This window comes from Streptomyces massasporeus, from assembly GCF_014648995.1.
Classification (GTDB): domain Bacteria; phylum Actinomycetota; class Actinomycetes; order Streptomycetales; family Streptomycetaceae; genus Streptomyces; species Streptomyces massasporeus.
In genome coordinates this window covers 79,700-96,075 of sequence record NZ_BMSE01000012.1, presented here as the reverse complement: position 1 = coordinate 96,075, position 16,376 = coordinate 79,700, and the positions used below count along the sequence as shown (strand labels likewise).

Annotated in this window: 17 protein-coding genes; 11 read left to right on the top strand and 6 right to left on the bottom strand. The window is 71.9% G+C overall.

Annotation, left to right across the window (positions count from 1 at the left end):
- Positions 1-27: 27 nt before the first annotated feature.
- Positions 28-1,119 carry a bifunctional succinyldiaminopimelate transaminase/glutamate-prephenate aminotransferase gene (locus IE153_RS25065; protein WP_189592078.1) on the top strand — a complete coding sequence of 364 codons (1,092 nt, stop codon included), beginning with the start codon at positions 28-30 and terminating at the stop codon, positions 1,117-1,119.
- Between the two features lie 75 nt (positions 1,120-1,194).
- Here IE153_RS25065 and IE153_RS25060 read toward each other — a convergent pair whose 3' ends face one another.
- Both IE153_RS25060 and IE153_RS25055 read right to left on the bottom strand, forming a co-directional pair.
- A complete protein-coding gene (locus IE153_RS25060) occupies positions 1,195-1,641 on the bottom strand; it encodes an ATP-binding protein (protein ID WP_189592077.1) in 447 nt (148 codons plus the stop codon).
- Positions 1,642-1,980: 339 nt separating this feature from the next.
- Entirely contained in the window at positions 1,981-2,964 is a 984-nt protein-coding gene (locus tag IE153_RS25055) for a VldE C-terminal domain-containing protein (RefSeq protein WP_189592076.1), read from the bottom strand.
- Between the two features lie 85 nt (positions 2,965-3,049).
- On the opposite strand from IE153_RS25055, the gene dapE reads away from it, so the two are divergent.
- Entirely contained in the window at positions 3,050-4,129 is a 1,080-nt protein-coding gene (gene dapE, locus IE153_RS25050; protein ID WP_189592075.1) for a succinyl-diaminopimelate desuccinylase, read from the top strand.
- Between the two features lie 119 nt (positions 4,130-4,248).
- Complete coding sequence (locus IE153_RS25045) at positions 4,249-5,007, top strand: LOG family protein (protein ID WP_189592074.1); 759 nt, start codon at positions 4,249-4,251, stop codon at positions 5,005-5,007.
- Between the two features lie 97 nt (positions 5,008-5,104).
- Here IE153_RS25045 and folP read toward each other — a convergent pair whose 3' ends face one another.
- On the bottom strand, positions 5,105-5,965 hold the full coding sequence (gene folP / locus IE153_RS25040) for a dihydropteroate synthase (protein ID WP_189592073.1): 861 nt from the start codon (positions 5,963-5,965) through the stop codon (positions 5,105-5,107).
- 144 nt (positions 5,966-6,109) lie between these two features.
- Between folP and IE153_RS25035 the strand changes: the two genes are divergently transcribed.
- Both IE153_RS25035 and IE153_RS25030 read left to right on the top strand, forming a co-directional pair.
- On the top strand, positions 6,110-6,490 hold the full coding sequence (locus tag IE153_RS25035; protein ID WP_189592072.1) for a DivIVA domain-containing protein: 381 nt from the start codon (positions 6,110-6,112) through the stop codon (positions 6,488-6,490).
- Positions 6,487-7,074 carry a DNA-3-methyladenine glycosylase I gene (locus IE153_RS25030; protein ID WP_189592071.1) on the top strand — a complete coding sequence of 196 codons (588 nt, stop codon included), beginning with the start codon at positions 6,487-6,489 and terminating at the stop codon, positions 7,072-7,074. The genes IE153_RS25035 and IE153_RS25030 overlap by 4 nt, the downstream gene beginning before the upstream one ends.
- Before the next feature lie 92 nt (positions 7,075-7,166).
- Here the strand turns inward: IE153_RS25030 and chcB are convergent, their stop codons facing one another.
- Entirely contained in the window at positions 7,167-7,970 is an 804-nt protein-coding gene (chcB, locus tag IE153_RS25025; protein WP_189592070.1) for a 2-cyclohexenylcarbonyl CoA isomerase, read from the bottom strand.
- 386 nt (positions 7,971-8,356) lie between these two features.
- Here chcB and IE153_RS25020 point away from each other — a divergent pair, with 386 nt between their 5' ends.
- Positions 8,357-8,524 (top strand): DUF3117 domain-containing protein, encoded by a 168-nt coding sequence (locus IE153_RS25020; protein WP_003966491.1) that lies wholly within the window; start codon positions 8,357-8,359, stop codon positions 8,522-8,524.
- Between the two features lie 134 nt (positions 8,525-8,658).
- Here the strand turns inward: IE153_RS25020 and IE153_RS25015 are convergent, their stop codons facing one another.
- On the bottom strand, positions 8,659-9,357 hold the full coding sequence (locus IE153_RS25015) for an O-methyltransferase (RefSeq protein WP_269783204.1): 699 nt from the start codon (positions 9,355-9,357) through the stop codon (positions 8,659-8,661).
- Between the two features lie 234 nt (positions 9,358-9,591).
- Here IE153_RS25015 and sigE point away from each other — a divergent pair, with 234 nt between their 5' ends.
- The 5 genes from sigE to IE153_RS24990 all read left to right on the top strand — a co-directional run bounded on the left by sigE (position 9,592) and on the right by IE153_RS24990 (position 15,064).
- Positions 9,592-10,293 carry an RNA polymerase sigma factor SigE gene (sigE, locus tag IE153_RS25010; RefSeq protein WP_189592188.1) on the top strand — a complete coding sequence of 234 codons (702 nt, stop codon included), beginning with the start codon at positions 9,592-9,594 and terminating at the stop codon, positions 10,291-10,293.
- Positions 10,290-11,330: an anti-sigma factor family protein gene (locus IE153_RS25005; RefSeq protein ID WP_189592069.1), complete on the top strand. Its 1,041-nt coding sequence runs from the start codon at positions 10,290-10,292 to the stop codon at positions 11,328-11,330. The genes sigE and IE153_RS25005 overlap by 4 nt, the downstream gene beginning before the upstream one ends.
- A gap of 131 nt (positions 11,331-11,461) precedes the next feature.
- Positions 11,462-13,507: a S1C family serine protease gene (locus IE153_RS25000; protein ID WP_189592068.1), complete on the top strand. Its 2,046-nt coding sequence runs from the start codon at positions 11,462-11,464 to the stop codon at positions 13,505-13,507.
- A 217-nt stretch (positions 13,508-13,724) separates the two neighbouring features.
- Positions 13,725-14,165, top strand: coding sequence for a sec-independent translocase (locus IE153_RS24995; RefSeq protein ID WP_189592067.1), 441 nt, complete (start codon positions 13,725-13,727; stop codon positions 14,163-14,165).
- A gap of 227 nt (positions 14,166-14,392) precedes the next feature.
- Positions 14,393-15,064, top strand: a complete 672-nt coding sequence (locus tag IE153_RS24990; RefSeq protein ID WP_189592066.1) for a hypothetical protein — start codon at positions 14,393-14,395, stop codon at positions 15,062-15,064.
- Positions 15,065-15,200: 136 nt separating this feature from the next.
- On the opposite strand, the gene IE153_RS24985 is transcribed toward IE153_RS24990, so the two are convergent.
- Positions 15,201-16,334, bottom strand: a complete 1,134-nt coding sequence (locus tag IE153_RS24985; RefSeq protein WP_097220091.1) for an Mrp/NBP35 family ATP-binding protein — start codon at positions 16,332-16,334, stop codon at positions 15,201-15,203.
- Positions 16,335-16,376 lie beyond the last annotated feature (42 nt).

Here is a 16,376-nt window from a genome sequence, read left to right as displayed (position 1 = left end):
TACGTGCCAGAAAGTGAGCCCGAACCCGTGTCCGCAGTCTCCGACCGCCTCCCCGCCTTCCCCTGGGACAAGCTGACCCCGTACAAGGCCACGGCCGCCGCACATCCGGACGGCATCGTCGACCTGTCCGTCGGCACCCCGGTCGACCCGGTGCCCGAGCTGATCCAGAAAGCGCTGGTGGCCGCGGCCGACTCGCCGGGTTATCCGACCGTCTGGGGCACGCCCGAGCTGCGCGACGCGATCACCGGCTGGGTCCAGCGCCGCCTCGGCGCCCGGGAGGTCACCCACCGCCACGTGCTGCCGATCGTCGGCTCCAAGGAGCTCGTGGCCTGGCTCCCCACCCAGCTGGGCCTCGGCCCCGGCGACCGGGTGGCCTACCCGCGCCTGGCCTACCCGACGTACGAGGTCGGCGCCCGCCTGGCACGCGCCGACCACGAGGCCTACGACGACCCGACGGAGCTGGACCCCGAGGGTCTGAAGCTCCTCTGGCTGAACTCCCCGTCGAACCCCACGGGCAAGGTCCTCTCCAAGGAGGAGCTGACCCGGATCGTCGCCTGGGCCCGCTCGCACGGCATCCTGCTCTTCTCCGACGAGTGCTACCTGGAGCTGGGCTGGGAGGCCGACCCGGTCTCGGTGCTGCACCCGGACGTCAACGGCGGCTCGTACGACGGCATCGTCGCCGTCCACTCCCTCTCCAAGCGCTCCAACCTCGCCGGCTACCGCGCGGCCTTCCTGGCCGGTGACCCGGCGGTCCTCGGCCCGCTCCTGGAGATCCGCAAGCACGGCGGCATGATGACGTCGGCTCCGACGCAGGCGGCGGTGATCGCGGCCCTCGGCGACGACGACCACGTGCGCGTCCAGCGCGAGCGCTACGTGTCCCGCCGCGAGCTGCTGCGCGAGGCCCTGGTCACCCACGGCTTCCGCATCGAGCACAGCGAGGCCAGCCTCTACCTGTGGGCCACCCGGGGCGAGTCCTGCTGGGACACGGTGGACCACCTCGCCAAGCGCGGCATCCTCGTGGCCCCCGGCGACTTCTACGGCCCGGCGGGCGCGCAGTTCGTGCGCGTGGCGCTGACGGCCACGGACGAGAGGGTGGCGGCGGCTGTACGACGTCTGTGACCGCCGCCGCGGTGAGCACACGCCGAAGGGGCCCAGGGATGCTTCCCTGGGCCCCTTCAGCCGTCGGACTCGGCGTCAGCCGACCGGCAGGCCCTTCGTCGGCAGGGTGCCCGTGGACGGTACGCCACCCTTCGCCAGGGAGCCCGTCGGCAGACCGCCCTGGGCCGAACCAGTGGCCTCACCGACGAGCTGCCCGGCGGAGCCCGCCGCCTCACCGGCCGCCTTCTGTGCGACGGGCGTTGCCTTCTTGACCGTCTTGCCGCCGAGCTTGCCCGCGGCCGGCACCGCCTTCTTGACGGTCTTGCTGCCGGTGTCACCCGCGGACTTGGTGACGTCCGTCGCCGCGCCGTCGACGGTCTTGCCGATGTTCGCCCCGTCCAGGGCGGTCAGCCCGCCGAGGTTCGGATTGGCCGGCAGCTCGGGGGCCGCACTGGCGGAACCGGCCGCACCGACCCCGGCAGCCGCTCCCGCAGCGACGATCAGCGCGGCACGGGCGATCCGGCGGGTCAGGGGGAGGGACATGGTGCTCCTTCGACGGAGAGAACAGAGGTTCGTGAAGTGTCCGACCGGCACCGGGAGTTGATCGACTGGCTGTGATCGCCCGGCTCGGACGCAGTGACTACCGCTTGAAACCCGCGAAGGTTGCGGCGCCGCAACGTAAAGAGTTGGTAATGCGTCGCATAATCAGTTACGGACAAACGGGTAACAAGACCCCCGCCGGAAGGCCCGCCGAATCCTTCCAGCCCTGTGCGCCCAAGGGTTTCCCGGAGTTCCCGGGTGGTGGCACGAAACCGGCGCACCCTGACGGAGCCGAGCCGCGCGGGTAACCCCTCAGGGTGAGTTCCCGTACCCGTGAACGATCTAGCGCATCGTGACAATACGGACGGCGTCCGCGTGGCGTTCCGCACCCGCGGTGCCCTTCTCCGCGGCGATGCGCCATTCGCCTACGGTATTTCCGGCGACCCACTCCCGCCCCGCGTAGACGACCCGCGCGATGTGCAGCTCGGAGGCGTTGGCCACGGCCCAGTGCGCCAGCTGCCAGCCCCGCCGGTCCAGGCTCCGCCTGCCCGCCGCGCTGGTGTCCGCGGTCACCGGCAGGGTCACGGTCCGCCCGCCGGCCCCGTCCCCGGCGCTCGGGGACGGCGCGGGCGTGGCGGTCGACGCACCGCCGCCCACCTCGGCGCCGGCCGGCTCCAGCACATCCCGCCCGAAGTCCCGCACGAGCGCGGCCCGCACCCCGTCCGGACCCGAGGCCCGGGTCGCGGCCGGACGGCCCTCGCAGGTCAGCGTGGCCGCCGACTGCCCGGTGAGGGCCGAGGCGAGCAGCGCGGCGTCCGGCTCGTGCTTGGCGTAGGCCTGCGGGAAACCGCTGCGCTGCACGCGCTGCGCGGCGACGGTGAGCGGCAGCCGGGTGTAGCCGGGCACCTTGACCAGGTGGTCGTAGAACTCACCGGCCGAGTACGTCGGGTCCATGATCTCCTTCGGCGTTCCCCAGCCCTGCGAGGGCCGCTGCTGGAACAGGCCGAGGGAGTCCCGGTCGCCGTGCTTGATGTTGCGCAGGGCGGATTCCTGAAGCGCGGTCGCCAGCGCGATGGTCACGGCCCGCTCGGGCAGCCCGCGCGCGGTCCCCACGGCGGTGATCGTCGCCGCGTTCACCGCCTGCTCGGGCGTGAACTCGTACGACGCTCCGTCGCCCTTGCCGGAGACCACCTTGCAGCCCGGTCCACCCGAGCCGCCGGTGATGTACTGCACGACGAGGTAACCGGCGACCGCGAGCAGGGCCATGAAGGCGGCTCCGCATCGGAAGAGGCGGCCACGACGCTTGGGAGAGGACGGCTCTGGCACGCCGTACAAGGTACTGGAGAGTACGGAGTGGCATGAGCCGGGTGTGGACAGTGAGGCCGCGTCCTGGCGCGTTAGGGTCGACGGCATGGCCGACACCTCGCTTGACCTCACGCTGGACGCCGCGGAGCTCACCGCCCGGCTCGTCGACTTCCGTTCCGAGAGCGGCAGCGAGAAGCCGCTCGCGGACGCGATCGAGACCGCGCTGCGCGCGCTGCCCCATCTGACGGTCGACCGGTACGGCAACAACGTCGTGGCCCGCACGAATCTCGGCCTCGCGGAGCGGGTGATCCTGGCCGGCCACATCGACACCGTCCCCGTAGCGGACAACGTCCCCTCCAGGCTCGACGAGGACGGCGTCCTGTGGGGCTGTGGCACCTGCGACATGAAGTCCGGCGTCGCGGTCCAGCTGCGCATCGCGGCCACGGTCCCCGCCCCCAACCGCGACCTGACCTTTGTCTTCTACGACAACGAGGAGGTCGCCGCGGAGCTGAACGGCCTCAAGCACGTTTCCGAGACGCACCCCGAGTGGCTGGAGGGCGACTTCGCGGTGCTCCTGGAGCCGTCGGACGGCCAGGTCGAGGGCGGCTGCCAGGGCACGCTGCGGGTCCTGCTGAAGACCACGGGCGAGCGGGCCCACTCGGCACGCGGCTGGATGGGCTCCAACGCGATCCACGCCGCCGCCCCGATCCTCGCCCGCCTGGCCTCCTACGAACCCCGCTGGCCGGTCATCGACGGCCTGGAGTACCGCGAGGGCCTGAACGCGGTCGGTATCGGCGGGGGAGTGGCCGGCAACGTCATCCCCGACGAGTGTGTCGTCACCGTCAACTTCCGCTACGCGCCCGACCGCACGCCCGAGGAGGCGATCGCCCACGTCCGTGAGGTCTTCGCGGACTGCGGGGTGGAGGAGTTCGAGGTCGTCGACCACAGCGGCGCGGCGATGCCCGGTCTGTCCCACCCCGCGGCCAAGGCGTTCATCGAGGCGGTCGGCGGCACCCCGATGCCGAAGTACGGCTGGACGGACGTCTCCCGCTTCTCGGCGCTCGGCGTTCCGGCGGTCAACTACGGCCCCGGCAATCCCCACTTGGCGCACAAGCGGGACGAGCGAGTGGAGATCGCCAAGGTCCTCGCGGGCGAGGAGCGCCTGCGGAACTGGCTGACCGCCTGACCCCACCGGCACGCCGACGGGTTTACGGCGCTTCATCGCGGACATGCTCACGTCCCTCGTTCGTAACCCGCGTAGATCTACGCTGAGGTGGAAAGACAGGCACGACGGAGGGAGCGCACATGGCGACCGGCAACCCCGAGGGGAAGAAGCAGCCGCCGGAGGAAAAGCGCCTGGGCCCGGTCCTCCAGAGGCGGGACCAGGTGCAGGCCAGCACCACCGACCAGCGGCTGCTGGACGAGCGGGCCCCTTCCGACTGGGTCCACACCGACCCCTGGCGCGTGCTGCGCATCCAGTCGGAGTTCATCGAGGGCTTCGGCACGCTCGCCGAACTCCCGCCCGCGATCAGTGTGTTCGGCTCGGCCCGGACCCCGGCGGACTCGCCCGAGTACGAAGCGGGCGTGCGACTGGGCCAGGGCCTGGTCGACGCGGGCTTCGCCGTCATCACCGGAGGCGGCCCGGGCGCGATGGAGGCGGCCAACAAGGGTGCCCTCGAGGCGAAGGGCATCTCGGTCGGCCTCGGCATCGAGCTGCCGTTCGAGCAGGGCCTGAACCCGTACGTCGACATCGGCCTGAACTTCCGCTACTTCTTCGTCCGGAAGATGATGTTCGTCAAGTACGCGCAGGGCTTCGTTGTCCTGCCCGGCGGCCTCGGCACCCTCGACGAGCTCTTCGAGGCCCTCACGCTGGTCCAGACCCAGAAGGTGACGCGCTTCCCGATCGTCCTCTTCGGCAGCGACTACTGGGGCGGCCTGGTCGACTGGCTCCGCGACACGGTGATCGCCCAGGGCAAGGCGTCGGAGAAGGACCTGCTGCTGTTCCACGTGACGGACGACGTGGACGAGGCGGTGGCGCTGGTGTCGAAGGAGGCGGGGCGCTGAGGGGCTTTTCGAGTCCAGCCTTCTGTCTGACCGATTCGGGCGGCGGGTGGGCATAGGTTTCCGGGGGTCCAGGGGGCGGAGCCCCCTGGTAGCCGGGCTAGGCCAGCCCCCGCCGCGCTACGGCAGGGGCCCGATGCCCCGCGATCGTCGCCACCATCTCCAGCACCTGCCGCGTCTCGGCGACCTCGTGCACCCGGTACACCTGCGCCCCCAGCCACGCGGACACCGCCGTCGTCGCCAGCGTCCCCACGACCCGTTCCTTCACGGGCCGGTCCAGCGTCTCCCCGACGAAGTCCTTGTTGGACAGCGACACCAGCACCGGCCACCCCGTGGCGACCATCTCGTCCAGCCGCCGCGTCGCCTCCAGGCTGTGCCGCGTGTTCTTCCCGAAGTCATGGCCCGGGTCGATCATGATCGACTCCCGTGGCACGCCCAGCGCGAGCGCCCGCTCGGCCAGCCCGACCGTCACGTCCAGGATGTCCGCCATGACGTCGTCGTACTCGATCCGGTGCGGCCGCGTCCGCGGCTCCGCCCCGCCGGCGTGGGTGCACACCAGCCCCACCCCGTGGCGTGCGGCGACCTCGGCCAGCCCGGGATCGACACCGCCCCACGCGTCGTTCAGCAGATCGGCCCCGGCCTCGCACACGGCCTCGCCGACCTCGGCCCGCCAGGTGTCCACGCTGATGATCACGTCCGGGAACCGCCGCCGCACCTCCGCGACGAACCCGACCGTCCGCCGGGCCTCCTCCTCGGCCGTGACCTCCTCGCCCGGCCCCGCCTTGACCCCGCCGATGTCGATGATCGCGGCGCCCTCGGCCACGGCCTGCTCCACGCGCGCGAGGGCCGGCTCGTCGCGGAAGGTGGCGCCCTGGTCGTAGAAGGAGTCCGGGGTGCGGTTCACGATCGCCATGATCACCGGCTCGTGCGTCCCGAATTCCCGCCTGCCCAGCCTGAGCATCCCCTGTGACCTTTCCTGGTACGTCCCGTCTTCCGCCGCCTGCGACCCTAACTGTCGGACTCGCATGGCACGATCGGAGCCTGACAACATCCGACTCGGTGGACTCGCGAGGAGTCCGATCCATCCGACCGTGGGGGCCCCGCGATGGTTATGTTCCTGTTCCTGGTCGTCGCGCTCGCCGTCGTGGTCGGCGCGGTGACCCTCGCCGTCGTGGGTGGCGGCGAGAACGGCCCGCTGCCCGAGGCCGCCCCCGAGCGGCTGCGGGACCCGCTGCCCCCGGACCGCCCGGTCGACCGTGCGGACGTGGAGGGCCTGCGCTTCCCGCTCGCCGCCCGCGGCTACCGCATGGCCGACGTCGACGACGCCCTCGGCCGCCTGGGCGCCGAGCTCGCCGAGCGCGACGCCCGCATCGCCGACCTGGAGTCGGCCCTGGCCGGTGCCCGGTCGGCCGCCGCCCACGGGCCGGTGCACGCCTCCGGGGAGAACCACGTGTCCATGGACAAGCGACCGGAGGACCGGCCGTGAGCGACGGCACCGCCCTGGCCGGCCCGGACGGCGCGCTGCGCTGCCCCTGGGCCCTGTCCGCCCCGGAGTACGTGGCGTACCACGACGAGGAGTGGGGCCGCCCGGTCCACGGCGACGACGCGCTGTTCGAGCGGCTCAGCCTGGAGGCCTTCCAGTCCGGCCTGTCCTGGATCACGATCCTGCGCCGCCGCCCCGGCTTCCGCGCCGCCTTCGCCGACTTCAAGATCGCCTCGGTGGCCGCCTTCACCGACGAGGACCGCGAGCGCCTGCTGGCCGACGCCGGCATCATCCGCAACCGCGCCAAGATCGACGCGACCCTCGCCAACGCGCGTGCGCTGACCGAGTGGGCCCCGGGCGAGCTGGACGAGCTGATCTGGTCCCACGCCCCCGACCCCGTCGGCCGCCCGGTCCCGAAGACCCTCTCCGACGTCCCGCCGGTCACCCCCGAGTCGACAGCGCTGTCCAAGGCGCTGAAGAAGCGGGGCCTGCGGTTCGTCGGGCCGACGACGGCGTACGCGCTGATGCAGGCGTGCGGGCTGGTGGACGATCACCTGGAGACCTGCGTCGTCAGAAGCGCCCCGTAGGGGCGCGGCCCGTGTCGATCAGCGGCTCCGCCGCGTGGGCGCGACCAGCGACATAGGCCCCGCAGGCCCCCGACGGTGCTGGAGCGCCGAGCTCACCGGCCCAGATACTTCGGCTTCTCCTTGTTGACGAAGGCCTGGACCGCGATCGCGTGGTCCTCGGAGGAGCCCGCCCTGGTCTGGAGCTCGTCCTCCTTCTCCAGGGTCTCCTCCAAGGAGTGCGTCAGCCCGAAGGCCACCGACTCCTTCAGCGCGGCCAGCGCCACCGTCGGCCCCTCGGCCAGCGCCCGCGCCACCTTCTCGGCCTCCGCCCGCAGCTCACCGGCGGGCACCAGCCGGTTCACGACACCCAGCCCGTACGCCTCCTGCGCGCTGATGCTCCGCGGGAAGAGCAGCAGGTCGGTGGCGCGCCCCGGTCCGACGACCCTCGGCAGGGTCCAGGAGATCCCCGAGTCCGCGGTCAGGGCCACGCCGGCGAACGAGGTGTTGAACGACGCCGTGTCCGCCGCGATCCGGTAGTCCGCGGCGAGCGCGAAACCGAAGCCCGCCCCGGCCGCCACGCCGTTCACCGCCGCGACGACCGGCTTCGCCGCCCCGGCCAGTGCCCGCACGATCGGGTTGTAGTGCTCCCGCACCGTGCTCATGGTCTGCCCCGACCCGGTCTCCCGGTCCGCCGCCAGCAGGCCGATGTGCTCCTTGAGGTCCTGCCCGACGCAGAACGCCCGGTCACCCGCGGCGGTCAGCAGCACCGCCCGCACGGCCGGGTCCTCCGCCGCGGACCGTACCGCCTCCCGCAGGGCGACCTTGGCCGCCACGTTCAGCGCGTTCATCGCCTCCGGGCGGTTCAGCGTGATCGTCGCGAGTCCGTCGCTCACCTCGTAGAGCACGGTGTCGGTCATGGCGTATCCCCTCCGAGTCGCGGATCGGGGGCGTACCGGCCGGTACGCCACCGGGTCTGCAGGACAGCATGACGGAGATCACCGACGGGGGACCGGACCGGACGTGTGACCTGCGTCAAAGAATTCTCGCCCGGATTCGTTCGGCGGACGTGTGTGCGGTGGCGGAGTATCGCAGTCTCATCGCCGAATTGAGTGGTTTTGCTCGCGTGCGTTGCCCAAGCGATGCCTACTGATGTTGGTCATCGGGTCCTGAGATGCGGGATAATGGCTTGGAAGCAATGTGTTCGATGCCGGTGACGCGTGTCCTGCCACAAGGGCCGCACGTGTGCCCTTCTCAGGGGCCGTCGGCTTTGACGATGAGCTGGGTTTCAGGAAGGGGAACGAGCATGGCGGCCATGAAGCCGCGAACGGGTGATGGCCCGCTCGAGGTGACCAAGGAGGGGCGGGGCATCGTCATGCGCGTTCCGCTCGAAGGCGGCGGTCGGCTCGTCGTCGAGCTGACCCCGGACGAGGCCGACGCGCTCGGCGACGCCCTCAAGAAGGTCGTCGGCTGACGCGCAAGCGACCATACCCTTTCAGTTGCCCCGGCATCACATGTGATGCCGGGGCGGCTGTTTTCTCCCCGACGACACTCGCCTGCCCCGGCTCCCGCCCGGCTCACGCACGATCCGGCTGACGAGCGATCCGGCTAGCGTTTCACCGCGCACAGCAGCCCGTCGCCCACCGGCAGCAGGGACGGCACCAGCTCCTGGCTCTCGCGCACCGCGCGCAGCAGCTCCCGCAGCCGCAGCACCTCGGTGGGCTGCGGTCCGGAGTCGACCGTCCGGCCGTTGGCGAAGGCGCCCTCGAAGACGACCAGCCCGCCGGTGCGCAGCAGACGCAACGATTCAGCGAGGTAGTCCATGACCTCCAGGCGGTCGCCGTCGCAGAAGACCAGGTCGTAGCCGGCGTCCGCGAGGCGCGGCAGCACGTCCAGGGCGCGGCCCGGGATGAAGCGGGCCCGGTTGCTGGCGAAGCCGGAGGCGCGGAAGGCCTGCCGGGCGAACTGCTGGTGCTCGGGCTCGGGGTCCACGGTCGTCAGGACGCCGTCGGGCCGCATACCGTGCAGGAGGTGGATCCCGGAGACGCCGCAGCCGGTCCCGATCTCCGCGACGGCCTTCGCGTCGACCGACGCGGCCAGCAACCGCAGCGCGGCGCCCGTGCCGGGCGTCACCGAGCGCAGCCCTGCCTCACGGGCGCGGTCCCGGGCCCAGTGCAGCGCTTCGTCCTCGGCGACATAGGCGTCGGCGAACGCCCAGCTCGTCTGCCGGTTGCCGGTAATGACCCTCTCCTGTCCCCGTGAATGCCTGGGCGTGACTGTATCCGTTGGGCACGGGAACCCGCAGATGGGACCGGTCGTTTAAAGGGATGAGCAAGTGGCGCGGGTCGGGACGGGGGGCGGGCGGTGGATCGGATCGGCGAGCAAGTGCCAACGCAGCAGTACGAGGGGTATCCACCCACATCAAATTCTCGTAAAACCGCTTATCCGGTCCTAACGGGCGAGGTGGCTATGGTAGGGGCTCCACTGGACACCACCAGAGCTGACAGGGGAGGTGCGGCTGCGCCTGTGGATCGCGGAGGAGTGCTCCGGCGCTTCCTCGGATCGGCGGGCAGGCCGACATCCGTGAACGACACCGCTGCTGACCACAGTCACGCCGCTGACTTCGCCCAGACCGCGACCTTCACCACCGACGCGGACGGGCAGGCGTGGACTCCGCCCACGTGGGAGGAGATCGTCAGCACGCACAGTGGCCGGGTCTACCGGCTCGCCTACCGTCTGACCGGCAACCAGCACGACGCGGAGGACCTCACGCAGGAGGTCTTCGTCCGTGTCTTCCGCTCCCTGTCGACCTACACGCCGGGCACCTTCGAGGGCTGGCTGCACCGCATCACCACGAACCTGTTCCTGGACATGGTCCGCCGCAAGCAGCGCATCCGCTTCGACGCGCTCGGCGAGGACGCGGCCGAGCGGCTGCCCAGCAAGGAGCCCACGCCGCAGCAGGTCTTCAACGACGCTCACTTCGACGCGGACGTCCAGCAGGCCCTCGACACCCTCGCCCCCGAGTTCCGCGCCGCGGTCGTCCTGTGCGACATCGAAGGGCTGTCGTACGAGGAGATCGCCGCGACCCTCGGCGTCAAGCTCGGCACGGTCCGCTCGCGGATCCACCGTGGGCGCTCGCAGCTGCGCAAGGCACTCGCGCACCGCTCCCCGCAGGCGCGTGCCGAGCGGCGCTCCTTCGTGCCCCGTGTTCCGGCCCTGGGAGGAGGGGGCGCGAGCGCGTGAGCGGATCTCGGCCGAAAGCCTCCGAGGGTCACCTCGCAGAGCAGCATCTGGGAGACCGACTCTCCGCCCTGGTGGACGGAGAGCTCGGTCATGACGCGCGTGAGCGCGTACTGGCGCACGTGGCCACCTGCCCGAAGTGCAAGGCGGAAGTGGACGCACAGCGCCGGCTGAAGAACGTCTTCGCGGAGGCGGCCCCGCCGCCCCCGTCCGAGAGTTTCCTGGCCCGCCTGCAGGGACTACCCGCGGGCGGCGGCCCGGACGGTGATGTCACACCGCCGGGCGGAGGAGGGCTGCCCGGAGGCCTGTCCGGACGGTTCGGATCGTCCGGCGCCTTCGGCGTGAAGCGCGGTGAGCGGTTCGACTTCGGGTACGCCCCGTCCCGGCCGCACCTGCCCGTGCTGCCCGCCACTCCGGGAGACCGGAGCCTCCCCTCCGGCCCCGGCGGTCTGCCCTCCGGCCCCAGCGGCCTCCACTCGGGGAGGGGTTTCCGCATCCACGACGTCGGCCGGCACGACGGCGACCGGTCCTCCTCGCGGCTGCGGTTCGCGTTCGCGGCCGCCGGTGCGGTCTCCCTGGCCGCGATCGCGCTGGGCGGCGTCACCACGGTCACCCCGACCGACACGGAGGCCCGCGGTGGCCAGGGCACGGGGAGCAACGTGACACCGATGCGGACCCAGGGCACCGGCGCCGCGACCCCGCCCGAATCCCAGCGCCGCCGCACGGCGCCGCTGCTCGGGCAGGTGCACGGCCAGAACATGCTCGGCCACGCCCCGGTCGCCCCGACCGAGGTGTCCGCCCCGCTCCTGCCCGGAGTGCCGTCCGCCACCCGGCACCAGGCGCTGCACGCGCTGACGGCCCCGGTGATGGCCGGTGCCGCGGTCATGTCCCCGCTGATACGACCGCTCGAAGCGGCGACACCGGCCGCCCTGACCTCGTGGTCGTCGGTCCCCGAGATGGCGGCCCCCCTGTTCGCCGTGCCCCCGCCCGACCCGACCTCGTCCCCCTCTTCCTCCGCCTCCTCGCGCACGGCTCGCTGACCGGCCTCTGCGCAGCGGCCCGCGAACCTGATTGAATCCGGGGGTTGTCGCCCGCCGCCGAGGTGTGGCCGGGCGCCGATTCGACGAACTGCGGCCACCGCGACGAGCCGTGCCGCGGCTGTGGGGAGAGCATGAACGAGGGGAAGCCCACGAAGGCGAAGTGGTGGAGCCGTCCACGGCCGCAGGACCCTTCGGGGGACCCGGACGGTACGGGCGGGGCGCAGGAGCCGGCGACGACCCCGGCGGACCCGACCGACGGTGACGGCGACTTCGAGCTGGCCCGTCCGGCGGCTCGGACCGACGAGGACGGCGACTACGAGCTGAGGCGTCCCGAGGCGGTGCCTGCCGCCGCCTCGACCGCCTCCGGCGAGGCACCTGCGGAGGCCGCCGTCTCGATCCCCGCCGCCCGGGAGGCCGAACAGGATGGCCCGGTCGCCTCCGCCGCGCCTTCCGCCTCACCCGCCGCGCCGGCCGAGGGAGCTCCGAAGCCGCTGCACGACCCCGACCCGTACAGCACCCCGCCCTACGGCGAACCCGGCCCCTGGGCCCCCGCCCCGCCCGTCCAGCACCCGGCGGCTCCGGTGACTCCGGCGGCTCCGGCGCAGGGCGTGGCGATACCGGGGCAGCCGACCATGCCGGCCAACCCGGCTGTGTCGGGCAACCCGGCTGTGTCGGGCAACCCGGCTGTGTCGGGCAACCCGGCTGTGTCGGGCAACCCGGCTGTGTCGGGCAACCCGGCTGTGTCGGGCAACCCGGCTGTGTCGGGCAACCCGGCCGTGTCGGGCAACCCGGCCGTGTCGGGCAACCCGGCCGTGCCGGGCAACCCGGCCGTGTCGGGCAACCCGGCCGTGCCGGCCAACCCGGCCCTGCCGGCCAACCCGGCCGAGATGCCGCCGCCCGGCGCCCCCGTGCCCCCGCCGGCCGCTCCGGTCTACGCCGAATCCTCGGCACCCGCCCCTGCCCCCGACCCCTGGCAGCGCTACGACCCCTGGGCGGCTCCCGCTGCCGCAGGGGGACACGGCCCTCTCCAGCAGAACGGCGCCGCCGTGCTCAGCACGGAGCAGCGGCGCAAGCGCGGCAAGAAGTCCCTGGTGCTCGGAGCCGTGCTGCTCGCGCTCGTGTCCGGGGGCTTCGGTGGCGTCGTAGGGACGTATCTGGAGCGGAACGGGGGTGTGGGGACGGTCGAGCTGCCGCAGGCCGGGAGAGAGGCCGCCGCGCGGGACGCGGACAGTGTGGCCGGGATCGCCGGGCGGGCCCTGCCCAGCGTGGTCACCCTGCATGTCAGCGGCTCCGGCGAGCAGGGCACCGGTACCGGCTTCGTGCTCGACACCCGCGGGCACATCCTCACCAACAACCACGTCGTGCAGCCCGGCGGCTCGGGCGGCGAGATCACCGTGACCTTCAACGGCGGGCAGACCGCCCAGGCCGAGGTCGTCGGCCGGGACAGCGGCTACGACCTCGCCGTCGTGAAGGTGAAGGGCGTCAGAGGACTCACCCCGCTCCCCCTCGGCAACTCGGACAACGTGCAGGTCGGCGACCCGGTCGTGGCCATCGGCGCCCCCTTCGACCTGGCCGGTACGGTCACCTCCGGCATCATCAGCGCCAAGCAGCGGCCCATCACCGCCGGCGGCGAGAAGGGCGACGGCAGCGACGTGTCGTACGTCGACGCGCTGCAGACCGACGCGCCCATCAACCCCGGCAACTCCGGCGGGCCCCTGCTCGACGCCCGGGCCCGGGTCATCGGCATCAACTCGGCCATCCGCTCGGCGGACAGCGGCTCCGCGCAGGACAGCAGCCGGTCCGGTTCGATAGGCCTCGGCTTCGCCATACCCATCAACCAGGGCAAACGCGTCGCGGAAGAGCTGATCAACACCGGGAAGGCGACCCACCCGGTCATCGGCATCACCTTGGACATGGACTACTCGGGCGACGGCGCGCGCGTCGCGACCGAGGGCAGCGAGGGCGGAGCGCCGGTCACCGCGGGCGGCCCGGGCGCCAAGGCCGGGATCAAGTCGGGTGACGTCATCACGGAGGTCGACGGCCAACGGGTGCACTCCGGCGAGGAACTGATCGTCAAGACCCGGGCGCACCGCCCCGGCGACCGCCTGGAGCTGACCGTCGAACGCGGCGGCAAGGAGCGCAAGGTCTCGCTCGTCCTCGGATCGTCCGGTGGCTGAGACATGACGCCCGGGACTCGCCAACACGCCCCAACAGGCCCCACAAGGGGCCAACAAGGCAAACAATCGGGAAAGCGCTCCCACCTCCCGCACTCGGAGGTCCCGGGACAGTACCGGTCGGACGGGATCGCCGGGTACCGTGGATCCGGCCCGGACCACGGCAAGACCCGCACCGACCACGAGGGCCGAGGACCGAGGACATCGCTAGGAGCTTCAGGTGTTCAATGACATAGGACCACTCGAGCTGGTGACGCTCATCGTCCTCGCCGTGCTCGTCTTCGGTCCGGACAAGCTCCCCAAGGTCATCCAGGACGTGACGCGCACGATCCGGAAGATCCGTGAGTTCTCGGAGAGCGCCAAGAACGACATCAGGGAGGAACTCGGCCCGGAGTTCAAGGACTTCGAGTTCGAGGACCTCAACCCCAAGACGTTCATCCGCAAGCAGCTGGACAACGAGGACCTGGGGCTCAAGGAGATCCGCAACGGCTTCGACCTGAAGAAGGAGATGGCCGAGGTCACCGACGCCGTCCACAGCCGTGACTCCGACACGTCGTCCGCCGGCTCCGCCGGTTCGTCCGGTGGCCGCATCGACATGACGAAGAAGCCGGAGACGCCCGATCCGGACGACCGGCCGCCCTTCGACGCGGACGCCACCTGAGCGACACGCCCAGGGGCGTACGCCCGCGCGCGCGTGACGCGTTTCATACTCCGGTCGGGCTGTGTACGGCCTGAACCGGGCGCCCGTGCGGCCCACGCGCCGGGCGGTTTCCCTGCTGCTCGCAGCGGTGTGGCTATGCTGCCGAGTTGTTGTGCGGACCGTGACGAGTACGCCCGAAGGGGGGCGGGCCGTTCCGGTCCGACTAGAGCGAGGAGGCGTCCGGGCACATGGAGACGACGAGTCGGGCAGTCGCGCAGACGCCGGCCGCGGAGGGCGGGCAACAGGCCCCCTTCGCCCGGCGTACGGTCGACGACTACCTGCGTGCGCCCTTCCCGTGGTACGGCCTCGACGAGGCCTTCACGGGACCGCGCCGGCTGATGCAGGTGGGTACGACGGCCGACGGCGCCGTGGAACACGGGTCGATCGGGCACGGGGACGAACCCACGATTCGCAATGAGCATGCGGCCGGGGGTGATCAGGAGGCCAAGGAGAAGTTCGCGGTCGTGGTGACCGTGGCGGCGAACCCCTCACGGCGCACGGCGGACGGGACGGGGCTGCTGGAGGCCACGTCCGTGTCCTCCGCGGCGTGGCTCGCCGGTGTGGGGCTGCTGTCCTTCACGTGGCCCGGGCAGATGGACCACGCGCTGAGGGACGACTGGCTGGAGCAGCAGACCGAGACGGCGTGGGTGCTGGCGGACGACCTGGAGGGGGACGACTGGTCGACGCTGTCGCTTCCCGTGGACGGCGTGCCGACGGTGTTCCACTACCGGGAGTCCGAGTTCGGGTGGGTGCTGGCCGGGTCCACCTCGTCGGGGGTTCACGTCGGGGCGTACGGCAGGGGCATGAGTGCGTACGGGCTCGGCTTCGCCGTGGTGAAGGACATCGCCGCGTACGCGTGAGCTGCTCGGGGCGCCGTGAGTTTCGGCGCCCCTTCGCCGTGGGGGTTCTGGTGCGCGGGCGGCTGCGGGTCGTGCGTGGTTGCTCGCGCAGTTCCCCGCGCCCCCAAGAAGGGCGCTTGCGGCCACCGGCGTCAGATCAGAACTTGTTCCTCGGAGTGATACCGAGCGACAGGCCCGACAGGCCCCGCTGCCGTCCTCCCAGCTTGCCCGCGATCGCGCGCAGGGCCGAGCCCGCCGGGGAGTCCGGATCCGACAGGACGACCGGCTTGCCGTCGTCGCCGCCCTCGCGCAGGCGGACGTCGATCGGGATGCTGCCGAGGACCGGGACGTTCGCGCCGGTCGTGCGGGTGAGGCCGTCGGCGACCGTCTGACCGCCGCCCGTCCCGAAGACGTCGACCATCTCGTCGCAGTGCGGGCAGGGCAGGCCGGACATGTTCTCGACCACGCCGACGATCTTCTGGTGGGTCTGGACGGCGATGGAGCCCGCGCGCTCGGCGACCTCGGCCGCCGCCTGCTGCGGGGTCGTCACGACCAGGATCTCTGCGTTCGGGACCAGCTGGGCCACGGAGATCGCGATGTCGCCGGTGCCGGGCGGCAGGTCCAGCAGCAGCACGTCCAGGTCGCCCCAGTAGACGTCCGCGAGGAACTGCTGGAGGGCGCGGTGGAGCATCGGGCCGCGCCAGACGACGGGGGCGTTGCCCGGGGTGAACATGCCGATGGAGATGACCTTCACGCCGTTCGCCGACGGCGGCATGATCATGTTCTCGACCTGGGTGGGACGGCCGTCGGCGCCCAGCATGCGCGGCACGGAGTGGCCGTAGATGTCGGCGTCGACGACACCGACCTTGAGACCGTCGGCCGCCATCGCGGCCGCCAGGTTGACCGTCACCGAGGACTTGCCGACGCCGCCCTTGCCGGAGGCGACCGCGTAGACGCGGGTCAGGCTGCCCGGCTTGGCGAAGGGGACCTCACGCTCGGTCTGGCCGCCGCGCAGGGCGGACGCCAGCTCCTTGCGCTGCTCGTCGCTCATCACGTCGAGCGTGACGTCGACACTGGTGACGCCCTCGACCGCGGAGACCGCGTCGGTCACGCGCTGCGTGATCGTCTCCCGCATCGGGCAGCCCGAGACCGTGAGGTACACGGTGACCGCGACCGCCCCGTCCGCACCGATCTCCACCGACTTGACCATCCCGAGCTCGGTGATGGGCTTGTGGATCTCGGGGTCGTTCACCGTCGCCAGTGCCTCGCGCACCGCGTCTTCCGTAGCCATAGTGACGATGGTACGGCGCTGTACCGGTGCGTAGGAAAGCGT

Bases quoted from the DNA above. Each gene is read 5' to 3' on its own strand.
- IE153_RS25060 (WP_189592077.1), bottom strand. From the start codon at position 1,641: ATGTCCCTCCCCCTGACCCGCCGGATCGCCCGTGCCGCGCTGATCGTC.
- dapE (WP_189592075.1), top strand. From the start codon at position 3,050: ATGGCCGACACCTCGCTTGACCTCACGCTGGACGCCGCGGAGCTCACC.
- IE153_RS25045 (WP_189592074.1), top strand. From the start codon at position 4,249: ATGGCGACCGGCAACCCCGAGGGGAAGAAGCAGCCGCCGGAGGAAAAG.
- folP (WP_189592073.1), bottom strand. From the start codon at position 5,965: ATGCTCAGGCTGGGCAGGCGGGAATTCGGGACGCACGAGCCGGTGATC.
- IE153_RS25035 (WP_189592072.1), top strand. From the start codon at position 6,110: ATGGTTATGTTCCTGTTCCTGGTCGTCGCGCTCGCCGTCGTGGTCGGC.
- chcB (WP_189592070.1), bottom strand. From the start codon at position 7,970: ATGACCGACACCGTGCTCTACGAGGTGAGCGACGGACTCGCGACGATC.
- IE153_RS25020 (WP_003966491.1), top strand. From the start codon at position 8,357: ATGGCGGCCATGAAGCCGCGAACGGGTGATGGCCCGCTCGAGGTGACC.
- IE153_RS25000 (WP_189592068.1), top strand. From the start codon at position 11,462: ATGAACGAGGGGAAGCCCACGAAGGCGAAGTGGTGGAGCCGTCCACGG.
- IE153_RS24990 (WP_189592066.1), top strand. From the start codon at position 14,393: ATGGAGACGACGAGTCGGGCAGTCGCGCAGACGCCGGCCGCGGAGGGC.
- IE153_RS24985 (WP_097220091.1), bottom strand. From the start codon at position 16,334: ATGGCTACGGAAGACGCGGTGCGCGAGGCACTGGCGACGGTGAACGAC.